At 68.0% G+C, this 15,927-nt stretch carries 20 protein-coding genes; 14 read left to right on the forward strand and 6 right to left on the reverse strand.

Going from position 1 to position 15,927, the window contains the following annotated elements; all coding sequences use genetic code 11:
* Nucleotides 1-88: 88 nt before the first annotated feature.
* Nucleotides 89-2,512 carry an ATP-binding protein gene (locus tag AC1RJ9_RS02310; protein ID WP_492836065.1) on the forward strand — a complete coding sequence of 808 codons (2,424 nt, stop codon included), beginning with the start codon at nucleotides 89-91 and terminating at the stop codon, nucleotides 2,510-2,512.
* 8 nt (nucleotides 2,513-2,520) lie between these two features.
* Here the strand turns inward: AC1RJ9_RS02310 and AC1RJ9_RS02315 are convergent, their stop codons facing one another.
* Entirely contained in the window at nucleotides 2,521-3,516 is a 996-nt protein-coding gene (locus AC1RJ9_RS02315) for a serine hydrolase (RefSeq protein WP_492835076.1), read from the reverse strand.
* 77 nt (nucleotides 3,517-3,593) lie between these two features.
* Between AC1RJ9_RS02315 and AC1RJ9_RS02320 the strand changes: the two genes are divergently transcribed.
* The 3 genes from AC1RJ9_RS02320 (at nucleotide 3,594) to AC1RJ9_RS02330 (ending at nucleotide 6,280) form a co-directional block, all read left to right on the forward strand.
* A complete protein-coding gene (locus AC1RJ9_RS02320) occupies nucleotides 3,594-4,400 on the forward strand; it encodes an RNA methyltransferase (RefSeq protein ID WP_492835074.1) in 807 nt (268 codons plus the stop codon).
* Between the two features lie 90 nt (nucleotides 4,401-4,490).
* Nucleotides 4,491-4,907: a host attachment protein gene (locus AC1RJ9_RS02325; RefSeq protein WP_492835072.1), complete on the forward strand. Its 417-nt coding sequence runs from the start codon at nucleotides 4,491-4,493 to the stop codon at nucleotides 4,905-4,907.
* An 80-nt stretch (nucleotides 4,908-4,987) separates the two neighbouring features.
* The gene (locus tag AC1RJ9_RS02330; protein ID WP_492835070.1) at nucleotides 4,988-6,280 is read left to right on the forward strand and encodes a DUF1254 domain-containing protein; all 1,293 of its coding nucleotides are present in this window, start codon (nucleotides 4,988-4,990) and stop codon (nucleotides 6,278-6,280) included.
* On the opposite strand, the gene AC1RJ9_RS02335 is transcribed toward AC1RJ9_RS02330, so the two are convergent.
* Entirely contained in the window at nucleotides 6,277-7,167 is an 891-nt protein-coding gene (locus tag AC1RJ9_RS02335; protein ID WP_492835068.1) for a LysR substrate-binding domain-containing protein, read from the reverse strand. The genes AC1RJ9_RS02330 and AC1RJ9_RS02335 overlap by 4 nt on opposite strands.
* A gap of 115 nt (nucleotides 7,168-7,282) precedes the next feature.
* On the opposite strand from AC1RJ9_RS02335, the gene AC1RJ9_RS02340 reads away from it, so the two are divergent.
* The 9 genes from AC1RJ9_RS02340 (at nucleotide 7,283) to AC1RJ9_RS02380 (ending at nucleotide 12,886) form a co-directional block, all read left to right on the forward strand.
* Complete coding sequence (locus AC1RJ9_RS02340; RefSeq protein WP_492835066.1) at nucleotides 7,283-8,392, forward strand: S-(hydroxymethyl)glutathione dehydrogenase/class III alcohol dehydrogenase; 1,110 nt, start codon at nucleotides 7,283-7,285, stop codon at nucleotides 8,390-8,392.
* Nucleotides 8,393-8,543: 151 nt separating this feature from the next.
* Nucleotides 8,544-9,377 (forward strand): S-formylglutathione hydrolase, encoded by an 834-nt coding sequence (gene fghA, locus AC1RJ9_RS02345; RefSeq protein WP_492835065.1) that lies wholly within the window; start codon nucleotides 8,544-8,546, stop codon nucleotides 9,375-9,377.
* Nucleotides 9,378-9,428: 51 nt separating this feature from the next.
* Nucleotides 9,429-9,605 (forward strand): antitoxin, encoded by a 177-nt coding sequence (locus AC1RJ9_RS02350; RefSeq protein WP_492836063.1) that lies wholly within the window; start codon nucleotides 9,429-9,431, stop codon nucleotides 9,603-9,605.
* A 29-nt stretch (nucleotides 9,606-9,634) separates the two neighbouring features.
* Entirely contained in the window at nucleotides 9,635-9,859 is a 225-nt protein-coding gene (locus tag AC1RJ9_RS02355; protein WP_492836061.1) for a type II toxin-antitoxin system RelE/ParE family toxin, read from the forward strand.
* A 162-nt stretch (nucleotides 9,860-10,021) separates the two neighbouring features.
* Nucleotides 10,022-10,639 (forward strand): 30S ribosomal protein S4, encoded by a 618-nt coding sequence (gene rpsD / locus AC1RJ9_RS02360; RefSeq protein ID WP_099580201.1) that lies wholly within the window; start codon nucleotides 10,022-10,024, stop codon nucleotides 10,637-10,639.
* A 304-nt stretch (nucleotides 10,640-10,943) separates the two neighbouring features.
* On the forward strand, nucleotides 10,944-11,255 hold the full coding sequence (locus AC1RJ9_RS02365) for a TFIIB-type zinc ribbon-containing protein (protein WP_492835063.1): 312 nt from the start codon (nucleotides 10,944-10,946) through the stop codon (nucleotides 11,253-11,255).
* A 16-nt stretch (nucleotides 11,256-11,271) separates the two neighbouring features.
* Nucleotides 11,272-12,213 carry a zinc metalloprotease HtpX gene (htpX, locus tag AC1RJ9_RS02370; protein ID WP_492835061.1) on the forward strand — a complete coding sequence of 314 codons (942 nt, stop codon included), beginning with the start codon at nucleotides 11,272-11,274 and terminating at the stop codon, nucleotides 12,211-12,213.
* An 89-nt stretch (nucleotides 12,214-12,302) separates the two neighbouring features.
* Nucleotides 12,303-12,659, forward strand: coding sequence for a hypothetical protein (locus AC1RJ9_RS02375; RefSeq protein ID WP_492835059.1), 357 nt, complete (start codon nucleotides 12,303-12,305; stop codon nucleotides 12,657-12,659).
* Nucleotides 12,659-12,886 carry a hypothetical protein gene (locus tag AC1RJ9_RS02380; RefSeq protein ID WP_492835057.1) on the forward strand — a complete coding sequence of 76 codons (228 nt, stop codon included), beginning with the start codon at nucleotides 12,659-12,661 and terminating at the stop codon, nucleotides 12,884-12,886. Before AC1RJ9_RS02375 ends, AC1RJ9_RS02380 begins: the two co-directional genes overlap by 1 nt.
* Here the strand turns inward: AC1RJ9_RS02380 and AC1RJ9_RS02385 are convergent.
* The 4 genes from AC1RJ9_RS02385 to AC1RJ9_RS02400 all read right to left on the reverse strand — a co-directional run bounded on the left by AC1RJ9_RS02385 (nucleotide 12,883) and on the right by AC1RJ9_RS02400 (nucleotide 14,858).
* The gene (locus tag AC1RJ9_RS02385) at nucleotides 12,883-13,302 is read right to left on the reverse strand and encodes an acyl-CoA thioesterase (protein WP_492835055.1); all 420 of its coding nucleotides are present in this window, start codon (nucleotides 13,300-13,302) and stop codon (nucleotides 12,883-12,885) included. The genes AC1RJ9_RS02380 and AC1RJ9_RS02385 overlap by 4 nt on opposite strands.
* A 7-nt stretch (nucleotides 13,303-13,309) precedes the next feature.
* Nucleotides 13,310-13,651, reverse strand: a complete 342-nt coding sequence (gene grxD / locus AC1RJ9_RS02390) for a Grx4 family monothiol glutaredoxin (RefSeq protein WP_492835053.1) — start codon at nucleotides 13,649-13,651, stop codon at nucleotides 13,310-13,312.
* Between the two features lie 70 nt (nucleotides 13,652-13,721).
* Nucleotides 13,722-14,612 carry a hypothetical protein gene (locus AC1RJ9_RS02395; protein WP_492835051.1) on the reverse strand — a complete coding sequence of 297 codons (891 nt, stop codon included), beginning with the start codon at nucleotides 14,610-14,612 and terminating at the stop codon, nucleotides 13,722-13,724.
* A gap of 9 nt (nucleotides 14,613-14,621) precedes the next feature.
* Nucleotides 14,622-14,858, reverse strand: coding sequence for a BolA/IbaG family iron-sulfur metabolism protein (locus AC1RJ9_RS02400; RefSeq protein ID WP_492835049.1), 237 nt, complete (start codon nucleotides 14,856-14,858; stop codon nucleotides 14,622-14,624).
* 145 nt (nucleotides 14,859-15,003) lie between these two features.
* On the opposite strand from AC1RJ9_RS02400, the gene AC1RJ9_RS02405 reads away from it, so the two are divergent.
* Nucleotides 15,004-15,924, forward strand: a complete 921-nt coding sequence (locus AC1RJ9_RS02405) for a M20/M25/M40 family metallo-hydrolase (RefSeq protein WP_492835047.1) — start codon at nucleotides 15,004-15,006, stop codon at nucleotides 15,922-15,924.
* Nucleotides 15,925-15,927: the final 3 nt, after the last annotated feature.

Below are 15,927 nucleotides of genomic sequence, written 5' to 3' on the forward strand. Positions count from 1 at the left end.
TCCCAGACGGGCTGGGGGAGCAATTTTGAATACGAGTTCCGGAGCGGTCACGAGCGTGACGACGCCGCTGGCGCGGCGGCTTCTGACCATGGTGGCGATCCTGTCGATCGCGGTGACGGGCGTCGCGACGGCGGCGGCCTTCGTCTTCGTGCGCAAGAGCGCGGCCGACACCCAGACGCGGCACCTGGCCGAATATGTCGGCGAGCGGGTCAAGACCGAGGACCGGCTGTTCTCCGACCTGGTCAAGGTCCACGACGCGGCGAGCGAGGCGCTGACGCGGCGTCTGAACATGGGCGACGATCCCGAGATCCTCGCCCAGTTCCAACGGCTGTTCCCGGAAAAGGGCGACGGCACCCGGCGCTCGGTCGACGGTCTGTTCGACGGGGCGCGGATCGGCAACCGCTACGTCTACGGCATCGGCGGCTACCTCCCCAATGCCGTAACGATGAGCCTGCCCGAGCGGCAGTTGTTCGTCGCGGCCACGGACGTGGTGGCCGCGACCGGCGAGGCCCAGATCCGCCACTACGACAACTTCTACTTCTTCACGCCCAAGACGCGGATGGTGATGTTCGGTCCGCACCGGCAGGACAAGCTGCTCTACTACCGACGCGACGCACCGCCGACCCTTTCGATCGCCAACGAGGAGATGACCCTCCTGACCCTGCCGGAGAACAATCCGGACCGGGTGATGAAGTGCACCAAGCTGCGGCGCCTGATCTCCGATCCCAGCGGCCGAGGGCTGAACGCGGCCTGCATGACGCCCTTCTACTACAAGGGCCAGTTCATGGGGGCGTTCGGCACCAGCCTGTCGCTGGACAGCTACCTGCTGCGCGCCGTGGCCGACGCTCTGCCGGGCGGGCGTAACCTGATCGTCGCCGACGATGGCGAACTGATCGGCGCCCAGGGATTGGCTCGAGACGGCGTGGTCGACGTTGGCCTGCTGCGCAAGTTCGAGGCCGACAACGACCTGAAGAACCTGGTGGACACGATCCGCGCCCAGAAGCGCGACGTGGGCGCCGTCCTCACACCAAGGGGCGACCGATTGGTGGCCTATGGCCGGCTCGTCGAGCCGGGCTGGTGGTTCCTGATGACCTTCCCGCCGGGCGACATCGTCCTGTCGTCGCTGAAGACCGCCTCCTGGGTGCTATTGTTCGGCTTCGTCGGCGTGGCCCTGCAGGTGTTGCTGCTCTACCGCCTGACCAATCAGATGGTGGCCGCGCCGCTGGAGGCCCTGGCCGAGGCCCAGCGACGGGGCGATCCGACCGCCGCCGAGCCGATCGAGGCCCGCACCGATGAGATCGGCTCATTGGCTAGAGCGCTCCGCAGCCAGCGGGAGCGCAACGAGGAGCTGCGCCGCTCACTGGAGGACCGCGTGGCTGAGCGCACCGCCGAGCTTGAGCGCGCCAACCAGGCCAAGTCGGTGTTCCTGGCCAACATGTCTCACGAACTGCGCACGCCGCTGAACGGGGTGATCGCCATCGGCGACCGCCTCGGCGACGAGGAGGACCCGGTCGCCCGCCGGGAATTGGCGGCTCTGGTTTCATCGTCGGGACGCCTGCTGGAGCAGGTGCTGGGCGACATCCTGGACGTCTCCAAGATCGAGGCCGGCGAGTTCCGGCTGACCGTCGGGCCGTTCGACCTGACCCAGCTTGTGCGCGGCATGGCCGAGCTGCACGCCGCCGCCGCCGAAGCCAAGCACCTGATGTTCCGCTGGTCGGTCTCGCCCGACGCGGAAGGGGCCTATGAGGGCGACTCGGGGCGGATCAGCCAGATCCTTTCGAACCTCCTGGCCAACGCCGTGAAGTTCACCGCTCGGGGCGAAGTGTCGCTCGAGGTCGATCGAGCGGACGACAAGGTCCGCTTCGTCGTGCGCGATACCGGGCTCGGCTTCGACGAGGGCGTGCGCGAGCGCCTGTTCAAGCGCTTCGTTCAAGCCGATGAGTCGATCACCCGCCAGTTCGGCGGCACGGGCCTGGGCCTTTCGATCTGTGCGGCCCTGGCCGAGATGATGGGCGGCGGCATCAGCGCCGACGCCTCGCCGGGCCATGGCGCGCGCTTCGAGGTGCTGCTGCCGCTGAAGCGCTGCGCGACCCTGGCCGAGACCGCCGTCGAGGAGGATCGCGAGATCTCGCTGGAGGGCATGCGGGTGCTGGTCGCTGAGGACCACCCCACCAACCGCAAGGTCGTCGAGATCGTTCTGGAGCCGTTCGGCGTCGACCTGACCATGGTTGGCGACGGCGAGGCGGCGCTGCGGGCGCTGGACGAGGCCAGCTTCGACGCGGTGCTGATGGACATGCAGATGCCGGTCATGGACGGGCTGACGGCCACCCGCGCGATCCGGGCTCGCGAGGCCGCCTCGGGCGCGCCGCCGATCCTGGTGGTCATGCTGACGGCCAACGCCATGGAAGAGCATATCGCCGCCGCCCAGGCCGCCGGCGCCGACCTGCACCTGGCCAAGCCGCTGCATCCGGCGCAGTTGCTGGAAGCCCTCGCGCGGGCCCGCCATCCATAGGGTTTCGGTTAGAACTCCTTCAAGACCGCTCGGCCGACGTCCGTGTTGATCGCCTCACGCTGGGCCGCGTCGGCGGTCGAGGCGGTCAGGAAGACGACGAAGGCGATCCGGCGGCCGTCCTTCAGTTCGACGAAGGCCACGGCGTGGTTGGTGGGCTGGACGCCGAGGTCCGACCGTGGGGCGCCGGCCGACTGGATGATGCTGGCGCCATCGGGCAGGGCGTCGGCCAGGTAGCCAGGATCGCGGCCCAGCAGGCGCGCGGGGTCGGGTTTGAACAGCAGCTCGCGATTGATGAAGGCTTCCAGCAGGCGGACCAGGCCGACCGGCGTGGCGGTGTCGCGCGGGTCGGTCGCGCGCTCCCGGGTCGCTCGGGCGCGCGCGTCGGCCGGCACGGCGTTGACCGCCTTGCGCCAGGCGGCTTCGCCCTTCCAGCCGGCGCGGAACGAGGCCAGGCCGCGGGCGTCGGTGGCGATCTGGCGGCGGTAGCGGTCGACGCTGACGTGCTCGATCCGCTTGACGTCCAGCCAGCCGTTGACGCCGCCCGGCCCGCCGACCCGCTTGATAAGCAGGTCCAGCGCCGTGTTGTCGCCTTCGCGAGCCAGGGTCTCCAGCTCGGCGACGCTCCAGGTCTGGCGGCCTGGCCAGGCGTCGGCCACGGCGCTGGGCGGGGGCGACAGGTCGACGTCCCGGACAGACAGGATCTCGCCTGGCGGCAGGTGTCCGGACTCGATCTCGGCCATCACCGCCGCCAGGATCGGGATGCGCGCGGCTCCGCCCAGCGGGAACCGCCGGTCGCCGTTGAACGCCCAGAGCTGGCGCGTGCCGAGATCCTCGACCGCCACGCCCAACACGGCCGGCGCGGCGCGGACGGCGATGGCGTCGATGCGCTTCTGGAGGTCCTTCGGCTTCATGGCCGGCTCTTCCTGCCCCAGCATCGGCTTCTCGCCGCAAGAGGCCAGCAAGGGCAGGGCGAGGAGGGCGGTCAGGAGGGCGCGGCGGGACATGCGGGCTAAACGCGGCCGTGGCGGTTCGGCTGCGCTGCCTCTTGCATACGGTGCGCGGTCGGCGGCAAAGGGTGCGGATGACCGAAGACTTCAAGCCCGTCCCGCCCAAAGTCACGCCGCCCTGCGTGATCCTCAACGAGCCCCAGCTGGCCGAGAATATCGGCGCGGTGGCCCGGGTGATGGCCAATTTCGGGCTCTACGACCTGCGCCTGGTGCGGCCGCGTGACGGCTGGCCGCAGGAGCGAGCCTGGGCCAGCGCCTCTGGCGCCAACTGGCCGCTGGACGACGCCAGGGTGTTCGACACTCTGGAAGCGGCGATCGCCGATCTCAAGCTGGTCTACGCCACCACCGCCCGCCCGCGCGAGACGCGCCTGCCGGTCTACACCCCGCGCGAGAGCGCCGGCCACCTGGCCGAGGAGGTCGCCCTGGGCCGCGGCGTCGGCCTGCTGTTCGGCGGCGAGCGCGCGGGTCTGGAGACCCACGACATCGCCCTGTGCCAGGCCATCGTCTCGATCCCGATCGACGAGCGCTTCCGCTCGCTGAACCTGGCCCAGGCGGTGTCGATCAACGCCTACGAATGGAAGATGACCCAGGACGACCGCCCCTGGAAGAAGTTCGAGCAGAACGTCGAGGAGCCCGCCGATCAGGCGACCCTGATGGGCCTCTACGAGCACCTCGAGGGCGAGCTGGACAAGGCCGGCTTCTATCATCCGCCGGAGAAGAAGCCCTCGATGGTGCGCAACCTGCGCGTCCCCCTGGCCCGCGCCCGCCTGACCGACCAGGAGGTCCGCACCTTCCGGGGTGTGATCACCGCGCTCAGCAAGGGGCGCGGCCGCGTCCTGGCCAAGCTGGCCGCCAAGGCCGCCAAGAGCGAGGCTCCTTAAGGATCAAAGCTCGGCGCGAATTTGACTTTAATCATCCTTTTGCCGCTCCGGCGGGCGCACGTTCCAACCGTGGCAAAGTAAGGAACGTCCATGACCCCCGATGCAACAACCCTGATCGTCGTCGCCGATGGACGTCGCGCCCGGCTGCTGGAGCAGACGCGGATCGACGGACCGCTGCATGACCGGCCCGAATGGCTGGCTGACGTGAAGGAACATCACGACCACGCCGCGCCCAGCCATATCACCCACTCGGGCGACGCGCGCGATCGGGCCGAGAAGGCGTTCCTCGCCGATCTGGCCAAGCGCGTGGAAACCCTGGTGGCCAAGCATGGCCTGAACCAGGTGGTCCTCGTGGCGCCGCCCAGGGCCCTGGGACATCTGCGCGAGGCCCTGTCGTCGGCCGTCGCCAAGAAGGTCGTCGGCTCGGACGCTCACGACCGCGTCGACGCCACGCTGATCACCTTGGAAAGTGTCGTTCACGCCGCGCGTTTCGCAAGCGCGGACTGAACCGACTGACGGCGCGCGACGCTTGCGTCCCGCGCCGTTCCCGCGTTCACTCCCTTCAAACAAATGTTGGGGAGGGCGGAATGAACCGTCGTGAACTGCTGGCTCTGGCCGGATCCGTGGGGCTGACGCCGAGCTTGGCGAGCGCCGCTATCCAGGAAAAAATGGATGGTGACGCCACCGCCGCGCGCAACGCCTATCTCTACGCCCTGCCTCTGATCGAGATGGCCACCACTCGGGCGCGCGTCCTCAAGGCCTCCGGCGCGGCGATCAACAGGCTGAGCCATACCCGCACCCTGTCGGACCATACGGCCCGCTGGGTCACGACGCCCAACAACGACACCCTCTATTCGTCCGCCTTCCTGGATCTTTCCAAGGGGGCCGCGACCCTGACCATCCCGCCGATGGGCAAGCGCTACTATTCGGTGGCGGTGATGGACATGTTCACCAACAACAATGTGGTGCTGGGGACGCGCACGATCGGCGGCGAGGGCGGGACCTTCACCCTGATCGGACCGGGGCAGGCCTCGACGGGACCGAACCCCGTCCGCATCGCCACGCCGCATGCCTGGATGCTGATCCGTATCCTGACCGACGGTGGCGAGGATCTGGCCGCCACCCACAAGGCCCAGGACGGCTTCGTGCTGAAGGGGCCGGCTGGCGGCCCGCTCGCCGCCTACGCCGCCCGCGACGCCAAGCCGGCGGACTATTTCGCCGCCGCGCGGACCCTGCTGGCCAGCGACCCGGCCCCGCCGACCGACCTGAAGATCCTGCGTAGCACGGGGGCCTTCCTCGGTGCGGGACCCTTCAGCGAGACCGCGGCCGCCGACGGCGTCGACGAGGCCAAGATGATCACCGTCTTCGCCAAGGGGCGGCAGGTGTTCACCGGCGGCTGGGCGTATCCGCGTCCCACCCTCGGTGACTACGGCCAGGACTATCTCTACCGCGCCATCATCGCCCTGCAGGGCCTGGGCGCTTTGCCGGTGGCCGAGGCCATGTACCTGAAGGCGGCCGGAGACGATGGGGCGGGGACCTTCACGGGCGATGGCCCCTATCGCCTGAGCCTGCCGGCCCAGCCGCCGCTGGACGGCTTCTGGTCGCTGTCGATGTACGAGGCCACCGCCGATGGCCAGTTCTTCTTCACCGACAATCCGCTCAAGCGCTACGCGATCGGCGATAGCACGCCGGGGCTGAAGCGCAACGCCGACGGGACCCTCGACCTCTGGATCGGCCGCGCCGACCCCGGCGGCGACAAGACCGCCAATTGGCTGCCCGCGCCCAAGTCCGGCCCGTTCGCGATGTACCTACGGGCCTACCTGCCCAAGGCGGAACTGCTGGACGGCCGCTTCCGGTTGCCGGCGGTGGTCAAGGTCTAGCCGGCCTCGGCCAGGCTGCGCTCCAGGTGCTCGACCAGCAGGCGGGCCTTGGCGGGCAGCAGGCGCAGGTGCGGATAGACCGCCCACACGCCCTCGTCGGCGGGGCGGTGGGCCTCCAGCAGCGGGACCAGACGGCCGTCGGCGATGGCGGCGTCGACATAGAAGTTCGGCAGCTGGCAGATCCCCAGCCCCTGCAGCGCCGCGTCCAGCACCGCCTGGCCGCTGTTGCAGCGCCAGCGCCCTTGCGGCTTGAAGGCGATCTCGCGCTCGCCGTCGGGGCCATGCTCGCGGAACGGCCAGGTGTCGACCGCGCCCAGCACGCAGGCGTGGCGCGAGAGGTCGGCGATGGCGCGCGGGGCGCCGGTGCGCGCCAGGTAGCCAGGCGCGGCGCAGAGCCGGCGGGTGCGCGAGGCCAGGCGCTTGGCGATCAGTCGGCTGTCGGTCAGGCGGCCGAAACGAATGGCCAGGTCGAAGCCCTCGCTGACGATGTCGCGCACCGCGTCGTCCAGCTCGATCAGGATCGACACCCTGGGGTGGACCAGCATGAACGCGTTGACCGCCGGGGCCACGAACCGCTCGCCATAGGCCGTCGAACAGGTCATGCGCAGCAGGCCTTTCAGTTCGCCATCCTCCTCGCCGACGGCGGCCAGGGCCTCGTCGCGGTCGAGGATCAGCTGGCGGCAACGAGCCAGGAAGGCGCGGCCGGCGTCGGTCAGGCTGACGCGGCGGGTGGTGCGATAGAGCAGGCGGGTCTGCAGCCGCTCTTCCAGCCCGGCGACGGCGCGGCTGACTCCCGAGGTCGACAGGCCCAGGCGCAGGGCGGCCTTGGAGAAGCTCTCGGCCTCGGCCGTGGCCACGAATTCGTCGATCCCGTCCCAGCGGCTCATGCGCGAGAGTTGCGATAATTGTTCCGTGTGAGCAACAATGTTTTGCGCAGATCGGGATTATCGACGCGGCCCGCGCGGCGTACCAAGATCGCGCAAATCTCTAGGGAGTCTCTCCATGAAAACCCGCGCCGCCGTCGCCTTCGAGGCCAAGAAGCCGCTGGAGATCGTAGAGGTCGACCTGGAGGGGCCGAAGTTCGGCGAGGTGATGGTCGAGATCAAGGCGACCGGCGTCTGCCACACCGACGCCTACACGCTGGACGGCCTGGACAGCGAGGGCATCTTCCCGTCGATCCTGGGCCACGAGGGCGCGGGCGTGGTGGTCGAGGTCGGTCCGGGCGTCACGTCGGTGGCGGTCGGCGATCACGTGATCCCGCTCTACACGCCCGAATGCCGTCAGTGCAAAAGCTGCCTTTCCGGCAAGACCAACCTCTGCACGGCCATCCGCGCCACCCAGGGCAAGGGGTTGATGCCCGATGGCACCAGCCGCTTCTCGTACAAGGGCCAGGCCATCGCCCACTATATGGGCTGCTCGACCTTCTCGAACTACACGGTGCTGCCCGAGATCGCGGTGGCCAAGATCCGCCGCGACGCGCCGTTCAAGACGGCCTGCTACTGCGGCTGCGGCGTGACCACGGGCGTCGGCGCGGTGACCAACACCGCCAAGGTCGAGCCGGGCGCCAACGCCATCGTCTTCGGCCTGGGCGGCATCGGCCTGAACGTCATCCAGGGCCTGAAGCTGGTCGGCGCCAACATGATCGTCGGCGTCGATCTCAACCCGGACCGCGAGGCCTGGGGCCGCAAGTTCGGCATGACCCACTTCGTCAACCCGAAGACCATCGACGGCGATCTGGTCCAGCATCTGGTGGCCCTGACCGACGGCGGCGCCGACTACACCTTCGACGCGACCGGCAACACCACGGTCATGCGTCAGGCGCTGGAGGCCTGCCATCGCGGTTGGGGCGAGAGCATCATCATCGGCGTGGCCGAGGCCGGCAAGGAGATCTCCACCCGCCCGTTCCAGTTGGTCACCGGCCGCGTCTGGCGCGGCACCGCCTTCGGTGGCGCGCGTGGCCGCACCGACACGCCGAAGATCGTCGACTGGTACATGGACGGCAAGATCCAGATCGACCCGATGATCACCCACGTCCTGCCGCTGGAGGACATCAACAAGGCCTTCGACCTGATGCACGCCGGCGAGAGCATCCGGACCGTGGTGACGTTCTAAGGGAAGTTTCCCTCCCCCTTGGATGGGGGAGGGGCAGGGGTGGGGGTGACCCCGCTTCAGGATTAGGCGCGGCCTCAGTGACGTCCGCCACCGCTGTTCACCCCCATCCCCGACCCTTCCCCCATCAAGGGGGAAGGGGGAGAAGACGTCCATGACCGTTGAAACCCTCGCCACCCATCGCGTCCACGGCGGAACGCTGCGCTACTGCAAGCACGCCTCCACCAGCACCGGCACGCCGATGAAGTTCACGGTGTGGGTTCCGGACGGGAAGGGGCCGTTCCCCTATCTCGTCTGGCTGTCGGGCCTGACCTGCACCGAGGACAATTTCACGGTGAAGTCGGGCGTCTACGCCTATGCGGCCCAGCACGGCGTGGCGATCGTGGCGCCGGACACCTCGCCGCGCGGTGAGGGCGTGGCCGACGACCCGGCCTACGACCTGGGACAGGGGGCGGGCTTCTATGTCGACGCCACCCAGGCGCCGTGGGCGCCGCATTTCATGATGCATTCGTACGTCACCGGCGATCTGCTGGCGGCCGTCGATGGGGCGTTCCCGCTGGACCCGGCGCGCCGGGGGATCTTCGGCCACTCGATGGGCGGCCATGGCGCCCTGACCATCGCCTTGAAGCATCCGGAGCTCTTCAGGTCGGTCAGCGCCTTCGCCCCGATCGTCTCGCCGTTGAACTGCCCGTGGGGCGACAAGGCGATGACTGCCTATCTAGGGCCGAACCGCGCCGCCTGGCGCGCCCACGACGCCTGCGCGCTGATCGAGGACGGCAAGGGGGCCGCGTTCGACGACATCCTGATCGACCAGGGCCTGGCCGACAACTTCCTGGAAAGCCAGCTGAAGCCCGAACTGATCGAAGCCGCCGCCGCCAAGGCCGGCCGCAAGGTCACCGTCCGGCGGCAGGAGGGCTACGACCACAGCTACTTCTTCATCTCGACCTTCATCGGCGAGCACGTGGAATATCACGCGCAAAAATTGTAGTTCTCGCTGGCAAGCCGTTGAGGGCGCATGGCGATCTGCTATGCTGCCTCAATGGTTCCCGAACCCTCCATCTTCGAGATCGACGAGGAAGCCGAAGCGGCCGCCGACGCCGAAGGCATGGCCGACATCGCGGCTGGTCGCGTTGTTCCGCATGAAGAGGTGGCGGCTTGGCTCGACACCTGGGGCACGCCTGATGAGCAGCCTGCTCCAGCGACGTGGCGCAAGTAGTCTGGACCAAGCGTGCGCTGGCCGACCTGATGGCCATTCGCGAGTATATCGGGCGGTTCATTCCCCTGGCCGCGCAACGCATCGCCGCGCGTCTGAGGTCGGCGGCCGAGAGTTTGGCTGAGCACCCCGAACGTGGGCGCTTGGCGACAGCCACGTTGCGGGAACTGGTCGTCGCGCCGCCCTACGTGATCCGCTACTATTTCGGCGACGATGCCGTGCGCATCGTCCGTATCCGGCATGCCGCCCAGCTCTGAGGCGGCCGCATTGACTCGGATAGGCTCCTCCGGCATAAACCGCGCCTTCACGCCGCCGGCTCGCCGGACGGCGCGAAAAACGCATGACGGATTGACCCGAAGCCGCCGTTGAGATCGCACCTCGTTCGAGGGGCCGGCACGGATCGAATAAAAGAGTGACTTATGTCCAAGCGCCATAGCGCCAAGTACAAGATCGACCGCCGCATGGGTGAAAACCTGTGGGGCCGTCCCAAGTCCCCGGTCAACCAACGCTCGTACGGCCCCGGCCAGCACGGCCAACGCCGCAAGCAGAAGGTTTCGGACTTCGGCCTGCAGCTGCGCGCCAAGCAAAAGCTGAAGGGCTACTACGGCAACCTGACCGAGAAGCAATTCTCGCGCACCTACGAGGAAGCTGCTCGCCGCAAGGGCAACACCTCGGAGAACCTGATCTCGCTGCTCGAATCGCGCCTGGACGCCATCGTCTATCGCGCCAAGTTCGTGCCGACCGTGTTCGCCGCCCGCCAGTTCGTGAACCACGGCCACGTGACCGTGAACGGCAAGCGCGTGAACATCCCGTCGTACCGCTGCAAGGCCGGTGACGTGATCGCGGTCCGCGAAAAGTCGCGCAACATGGCGCTCGTGCTCGAAGCCGTCGCCTCGAACGAGCGCGACTTCGCCGAGTACGTCTCGGTCGACGCCAAGGGCCTGTCGGCCACCTTCGTCCGCGCTCCGGAACTGTCGGAAGTTCCGTATCCGGTGAAGATGGAACCGAACCTGGTCGTCGAATTCTACGCTTCGTAAGCGTCGGATCCGAACAGATACGGAAAAGGCCCCGGAGCGATCCGGGGCCTTTTTTGTTGGACCCTCCGCGCATCGCGGGGGAGGGTCTTGTCCTTAAGGGCTTCGCGCCTCTTGAAACGGCTAGGGCGCTATCCCAGCTTTAGGAGGCGGGACCGGGCCCCTCTGGCGAGTGATGCAAGCACTCGTGATGTCGGACCGCATCGGGTGTTCTCGATGTCTGGGTCCGGCCGCCACCGCCCCCTCCCCAAAGGCGCCGCCTGTCATCGAGGACACCCGTTCCATCTTTTGGACCGGAGGTTTCTTGATGCCCCTTCTGATGTGCCCCAACTGCGATGGCTCCATGCAGGCCGTGCAGCGCGCCAGCGTCGAGTTCGACATGTGCCCGCGCTGCCGAGGCGTCTGGCTGGACCGGGGCGAACTTGAAAAGCTGATGTCCCTGGAGCGCGAGGAGACCCAGGCCATCTACGGCCAGCCGCGCCCCTACACGCGTCCCGACCATCACCACGATCACCACAAGCGCGATCATGGGCGCCATGACCATGACGATGACCGTCGCCATTCGGGCTCGTACGGCCAAAAGAAAAAGCGCTTCGACCTGTTCGACATCTTCGACTGACAACCCTGATAGACCGATGAACCACCTCAAGACCTACATGCTGCTGGCGGGCCTGACCGCGCTGTTCATGGGCGCCGGCTATCTGATCGGCGGTCCCACGGGGATGCTGATCGCCTTGGCCTTCGCCGTGGCGCTGAACGCGTTCTCGTATTGGAACGCGGACAAGATCGTGCTGCGGACCTATGGCGCGCAGACGGTGGACGAGAGCCATCCCGAGTCGCTGATCCGTCACTATGTGACGGACGTCGTGGAGATGGCGCGGAAGGCCGGCCTGCCGCGTCCGCGCGTGACGGTGATCCAGAGCGACCAGCCCAACGCCTTCGCCACCGGCCGCGACCCGGCCCACGCCGCCGTCGCCGCGACCACGGGCCTGCTGTCCCTGCTGACCCGCGACGAGATCCGGGGCGTGATGGCCCACGAGCTGGCCCACGTGAAGAACCGCGACACCCTGACCATGACCGTGACGGCGACCATCGCCGGCGCGATCTCGGCCCTGGCCAATTTCGCGTTCTTCTTCGGCGGTTCGCGGGACGAGGAGCGGCCGGGCGGCGTGATCGGGGCGATCGCCATCGCCATCCTCGCGCCCATCGCCGCCATGCTGGTGCAGATGGCCATCAGCCGGACCCGCGAGTACGAGGCCGACCGCATCGGCGCGTCGATCGGCGGCGACCCGGCGGCGCTGGCCCGCGCGCTGGAGAAGATCGAGGCCTACGCCCGCGGCGGCTATGTGAACTACGAGGCCGAGCGCAATCCGGCCACGGCCCACATGTTCATCATCAACCCGTTGAACGGAAAGGGCGCGGACAGCCTGTTCTCGACTCACCCGGCGACCCGCAACCGAGTCGAGGCCCTGATGCGGCTGGGCGTCTCGCGCCAGGCCGTTCGCCCCGTCCCGGCCATGGCGGCCGCGCCCTCGGTCCCACCCAGCCCCGGCCGCGAGCCCGGTCCCTGGGGGTAGCCAGCCGATCCTCGTTAGGGGATGCTCCGACTCCGGGCGGCTAGCGACATGTGGAGTGGATGGCGAGCGGAGGCTCACGCAGGTGTTTCATGCTCTCCGGCGCGGCGTTCGTGCTGGCCGGCTGCGCGACGACGCCGAGGCTTGTCTCCGGCGAAACCTGGCCGGAGCTGGAGTCTCTGCTCATGGTCTCGCTGGAGCGCCGCGCGGTGACGATCCGGATCGAGAGCCGAGGCTGCGCCAACCGGGCGGACATGGTCTTCCGGGTGGACCGCAAGGATGGCCGGGCGGTGGTCGCCTTCGCCCGTCGCCGACTGGAGACCTGCAAGGGTCCCAAGGTCTGGGCGGACATGACGTTCAGTTATGAAGAGCTTGGTCTGAAGCGCGGCGAGCGGGTCTTGATCGCCAATCCGACAGCGTCTGAAGGGCAGCGGCGAGGGGGCCTTTGATGTTCGACAAAATCCGGAAGGCCCTCGGCAACTTCGCCGAGGATGTGACCCGAGAGTCGAGCGCTTGGAAGATCCAGTGCACGAGCTGTGGTCGGCAGCGGTCGTTGGCCTCCACGGGCGGCATCCGCTACGGAGGCTTTGGAACGAGCTACACGCTCGGCACATGTTCGCGGTGCGGCGGCCTCCGGATGCTCCGGATCTACAAGCCTCAGAAGACGCTTCCCTAACCCTTCGGCGTAAAGCGCTCGATCATCCAGGGCAGGACGCGCGCGGGGCGTTTGGCGGCGATGTCGATCAGCACCCAGTCGGTGCGGCTCTGGGCGCACATCTCGCCGTCCGGGCCGTCGATGCGGACGAAGCGCTCGAAGCGCGGACCCTTCAGTTCGCCGACCCAGGTGTAGCCAGTGGCGATTTCGCCTGGCAGCAACTCGCGGCGATAGTCGATCTCGTGGCGGCGCGCGATCCAGCTCCAGGGCGCGCGCTGCTCCTCGGTCGCCCAGGCTTCCCAGTGGGCGATGGCCAGGTCCTGGGCCCAGCCCAGATAGACCACGTTGTTGACGTGGCCGTTGGCGTCGATGTCCGACGCCTTGGGCTCGAAGGTCAGGGAATAGGCGTCAGAGGGCGGGACGAACAGGCGGCTCACGCGCGGATCAGGCCGCGATGAGGCCCTGGTCGACGAAGAGGGTCTTCAGTTCGCCCGACTGGAACATCTCGCGGATGATGTCGCTGCCGCCCAGAAACTCGCCCTTCACATAGAGCTGCGGGATGGTCGGCCAGTCGGTGAAGGTCTTGACGCCCTGGCGCAGGTCGTCGTCCTGCAGGACGTCGACGCCGATGAACTCGACGCCCAGGTGGTCGAGGATCTGGACGACGACCGACGAGAAGCCGCAGCGCGGCTGGTCCGGCACGCCCTTCATGAACACCACGACCGGATTTTCGGCCACGGTCTTGGCGATGAAGTCGAGGGCGGGGGAGGAGGCGACGTCGGTCATCGGGATTGTCCTGGAACTCAAGGCTTTCAGCTAGGCGCCCCGGGCCGAAGGGTCAAGTGCGCCCTGTCTTTCAAGTACGATTGGCGGCCTTCTCGCGCTCCTGGGCCGAGAAGCGGGCCATCTCGATCTGGGCGCAGACGCCGTTGGGCAGGTCCCGCTCGACCACGGCGGCCAGGCGCTCGACATCCTGGCGGGTGTCTGCGGTGATGCGCACGGTCGACAGCGACGGCTCGGTCAGGGCGTAGCCCAGGCAGATGTCCTCGCCGCTCCAGCCCTGGGTGGCGTGCAGGAACTCATAACCGCCGATGTCGGCCAGAGGGTCGGACCGGCGCCGCCAAAGGGACGGCTTCGGAGCGGCCAGGCCGCCGCCCTCGCGCAGGACCTGGGGCCAGAAGTCCTCGCCGATCACGGCGAAGTCGTGCGTCGAGGCGTGGCGGATGCGGTGGCGCTCGGCCCAGCCGGACGACAGGTTGAACGGCGAGGAAATGGTCGTGACCATCCCGTTCTTCAGCAGATGCGGATCGATGTCACCGCGACTGGCGACACCCAGGCCATGGATCGCGTGGCTGTCGTACAGCGAGCGCAGGCCGGCCTCGAAGACGGGCGGCAGGGCCGGGGCCAGCGGGTCGTTGATCAGCACGAGGTCGAGATAGTCTAGGGAAAGACCCTCGAACGCCGACTTCAGCAGGTCGTCGACGGCCTCGTGGCCCAGGGCCGCCGCGTCGCCGCGCACCCGCCAGGTCAGGAACAGCAGCCGCCGCTCGACGCTGGCGAAGGCCTCGGCCGCACCCTTCAGCAGTTCGGGCGAGTCGCCCTCGACCTGGAAGCTGTTGATGCCGTTTTCCAGCGCCGTGAAGATCAGGGCGCGCCATTCGCTGGTCCGGAGGCGCGAGCTGTCGGCCAGGCGCAGCGTGAGCGCCGAGATCGCCATGCCCGAGGCGCCGAAGGGCCGGTAGCGCACGCCCTTCTCCTATTCCGCCGGAGCAGCGGTTTCGAGGGCCAGGGCGTGCAGGGTCCCGCCCAGCACGTCGGCCAGGGCCTTGTTGACCAACTGGTGCTGGCGCACGCGCGGCAGGCCCTTGAAGGCCGGCGAGACGATGCGGGCTTTCCAGTGGTCGTTGTCGCCGGCCAGGTCGGTCAGCACGATCTCGGAATCGGGGAAGGCCTTGGTGAGGCGGGCCTCAAGCTCGGCGTGGGACATGGGCACTGGGAAGGCTCCGGTCTCTGAAGGGCTTATGTGGCCGGGATTTCTTAACAACGAGCCTACGCTGACAGCGTTGGTCACGAGGGTCCACGGCGATATGAGCGAGATTTAATTGAATTCGCCACCTCGCGCACGGCATGTAGGCGCCATGATCCGTCTTTCTGCGCTGATCGCCGCGGCGATCCTCTCCGCCGCCGCGCCGGCTCTCGCCGCTCCCGGCGACAAGGCCATCGACGATGTCCGCACCCTGTCGGCCGACGACATGCAGGGCCGTGCGCCCGGCGCGCCGGGTTCGGAAAAGGCGCGGACCTACATCCTGTCGCGCTTCGCGCAGATCGGCCTCTCGCCGATCGGCGACAGGTTCGAGCAGCCCTTCGAGTTCGCCAAGCGCGACGGGACCAAGCTGCAGGGCGTCAACCTGGTGGCCCGCATCAAGGGAACCAAGCCCGGCAAGGCGATGGTCGTCTCGGCCCATTACGATCATCTGGGCGTCCGTAACGGCGAGATCTACAACGGCGCCGATGACAACGCCTCGGGCGTGGCGGGTCTGCTGGCCGTGGCCGAGGCCTTCAAGGCCAAGCGGCCCAAGCACGACGTGATCTTCGCGGTGGTCGACGCCGAGGAGAGCGGCTTGCGCGGCGCCAAGGCCTTCGCCGCCGCCCCGCCGGTTCCGCTGGAGACCATCGCGCTGGACGTCAATTTCGACATGCTGAGCAAGAACGCCAGGAACGAGCTCTACGTCTCGGGCGCTTCGCCGTTCCCCTTCCTGAAGCCGATCCTGGTCAAGGTCGCGACGACCGCGAATGTGACGCTGAAGCTGGGCCACGACACCGACACCGACGGCAAGGAAAACAACTGGACCACCCAGTCCGACCACTACGCCTTTGGCGAAAAGGGCGTGCCGTGGGTCTATTTCGGGGTCGAGGACCATCCCGAATATCATAAGCCCACGGATGATTTCGCGACCGTGCCGCAGGACTTCTTCAAGCGTTCGGTGGCGACCGTCGTCCTGGCCAGCCTGGCGCTCGAAAAGGACCTTGACGTCGTGGCCAAGGCTTCGGGGCGCTAAGTC

This window comes from Caulobacter sp. GW822-FHT07D08, from assembly GCF_058798735.1.

What these genes read in the sequence shown, in the direction of transcription:
- AC1RJ9_RS02405 (WP_492835047.1), top strand. Translation starts at nt 15,004, where the DNA reads ATGATCCGTCTTTCTGCGCTGATCGCCGCGGCGATCCTCTCCGCCGCC.
- AC1RJ9_RS02365 (WP_492835063.1), top strand. Translation starts at nt 10,944, where the DNA reads ATGCCCCTTCTGATGTGCCCCAACTGCGATGGCTCCATGCAGGCCGTG.
- AC1RJ9_RS02320 (WP_492835074.1), top strand. Translation starts at nt 3,594, where the DNA reads ATGACCGAAGACTTCAAGCCCGTCCCGCCCAAAGTCACGCCGCCCTGC.
- AC1RJ9_RS02330 (WP_492835070.1), top strand. Translation starts at nt 4,988, where the DNA reads ATGAACCGTCGTGAACTGCTGGCTCTGGCCGGATCCGTGGGGCTGACG.
- AC1RJ9_RS02355 (WP_492836061.1), top strand. Translation starts at nt 9,635, where the DNA reads ATGGCCATTCGCGAGTATATCGGGCGGTTCATTCCCCTGGCCGCGCAA.
- AC1RJ9_RS02315 (WP_492835076.1), bottom strand. Translation starts at nt 3,516, where the DNA reads ATGTCCCGCCGCGCCCTCCTGACCGCCCTCCTCGCCCTGCCCTTGCTG.
- AC1RJ9_RS02380 (WP_492835057.1), top strand. Translation starts at nt 12,659, where the DNA reads ATGTTCGACAAAATCCGGAAGGCCCTCGGCAACTTCGCCGAGGATGTG.
- grxD (WP_492835053.1), bottom strand. Translation starts at nt 13,651, where the DNA reads ATGACCGACGTCGCCTCCTCCCCCGCCCTCGACTTCATCGCCAAGACC.
- AC1RJ9_RS02325 (WP_492835072.1), top strand. Translation starts at nt 4,491, where the DNA reads ATGACCCCCGATGCAACAACCCTGATCGTCGTCGCCGATGGACGTCGC.
- fghA (WP_492835065.1), top strand. Translation starts at nt 8,544, where the DNA reads ATGACCGTTGAAACCCTCGCCACCCATCGCGTCCACGGCGGAACGCTG.
- AC1RJ9_RS02375 (WP_492835059.1), top strand. Translation starts at nt 12,303, where the DNA reads ATGCTCTCCGGCGCGGCGTTCGTGCTGGCCGGCTGCGCGACGACGCCG.
- AC1RJ9_RS02340 (WP_492835066.1), top strand. Translation starts at nt 7,283, where the DNA reads ATGAAAACCCGCGCCGCCGTCGCCTTCGAGGCCAAGAAGCCGCTGGAG.
- AC1RJ9_RS02335 (WP_492835068.1), bottom strand. Translation starts at nt 7,167, where the DNA reads ATGAGCCGCTGGGACGGGATCGACGAATTCGTGGCCACGGCCGAGGCC.
- htpX (WP_492835061.1), top strand. Translation starts at nt 11,272, where the DNA reads ATGAACCACCTCAAGACCTACATGCTGCTGGCGGGCCTGACCGCGCTG.
- AC1RJ9_RS02350 (WP_492836063.1), top strand. Translation starts at nt 9,429, where the DNA reads ATGGTTCCCGAACCCTCCATCTTCGAGATCGACGAGGAAGCCGAAGCG.
- rpsD (WP_099580201.1), top strand. Translation starts at nt 10,022, where the DNA reads ATGTCCAAGCGCCATAGCGCCAAGTACAAGATCGACCGCCGCATGGGT.
- AC1RJ9_RS02310 (WP_492836065.1), top strand. Translation starts at nt 89, where the DNA reads ATGGTGGCGATCCTGTCGATCGCGGTGACGGGCGTCGCGACGGCGGCG.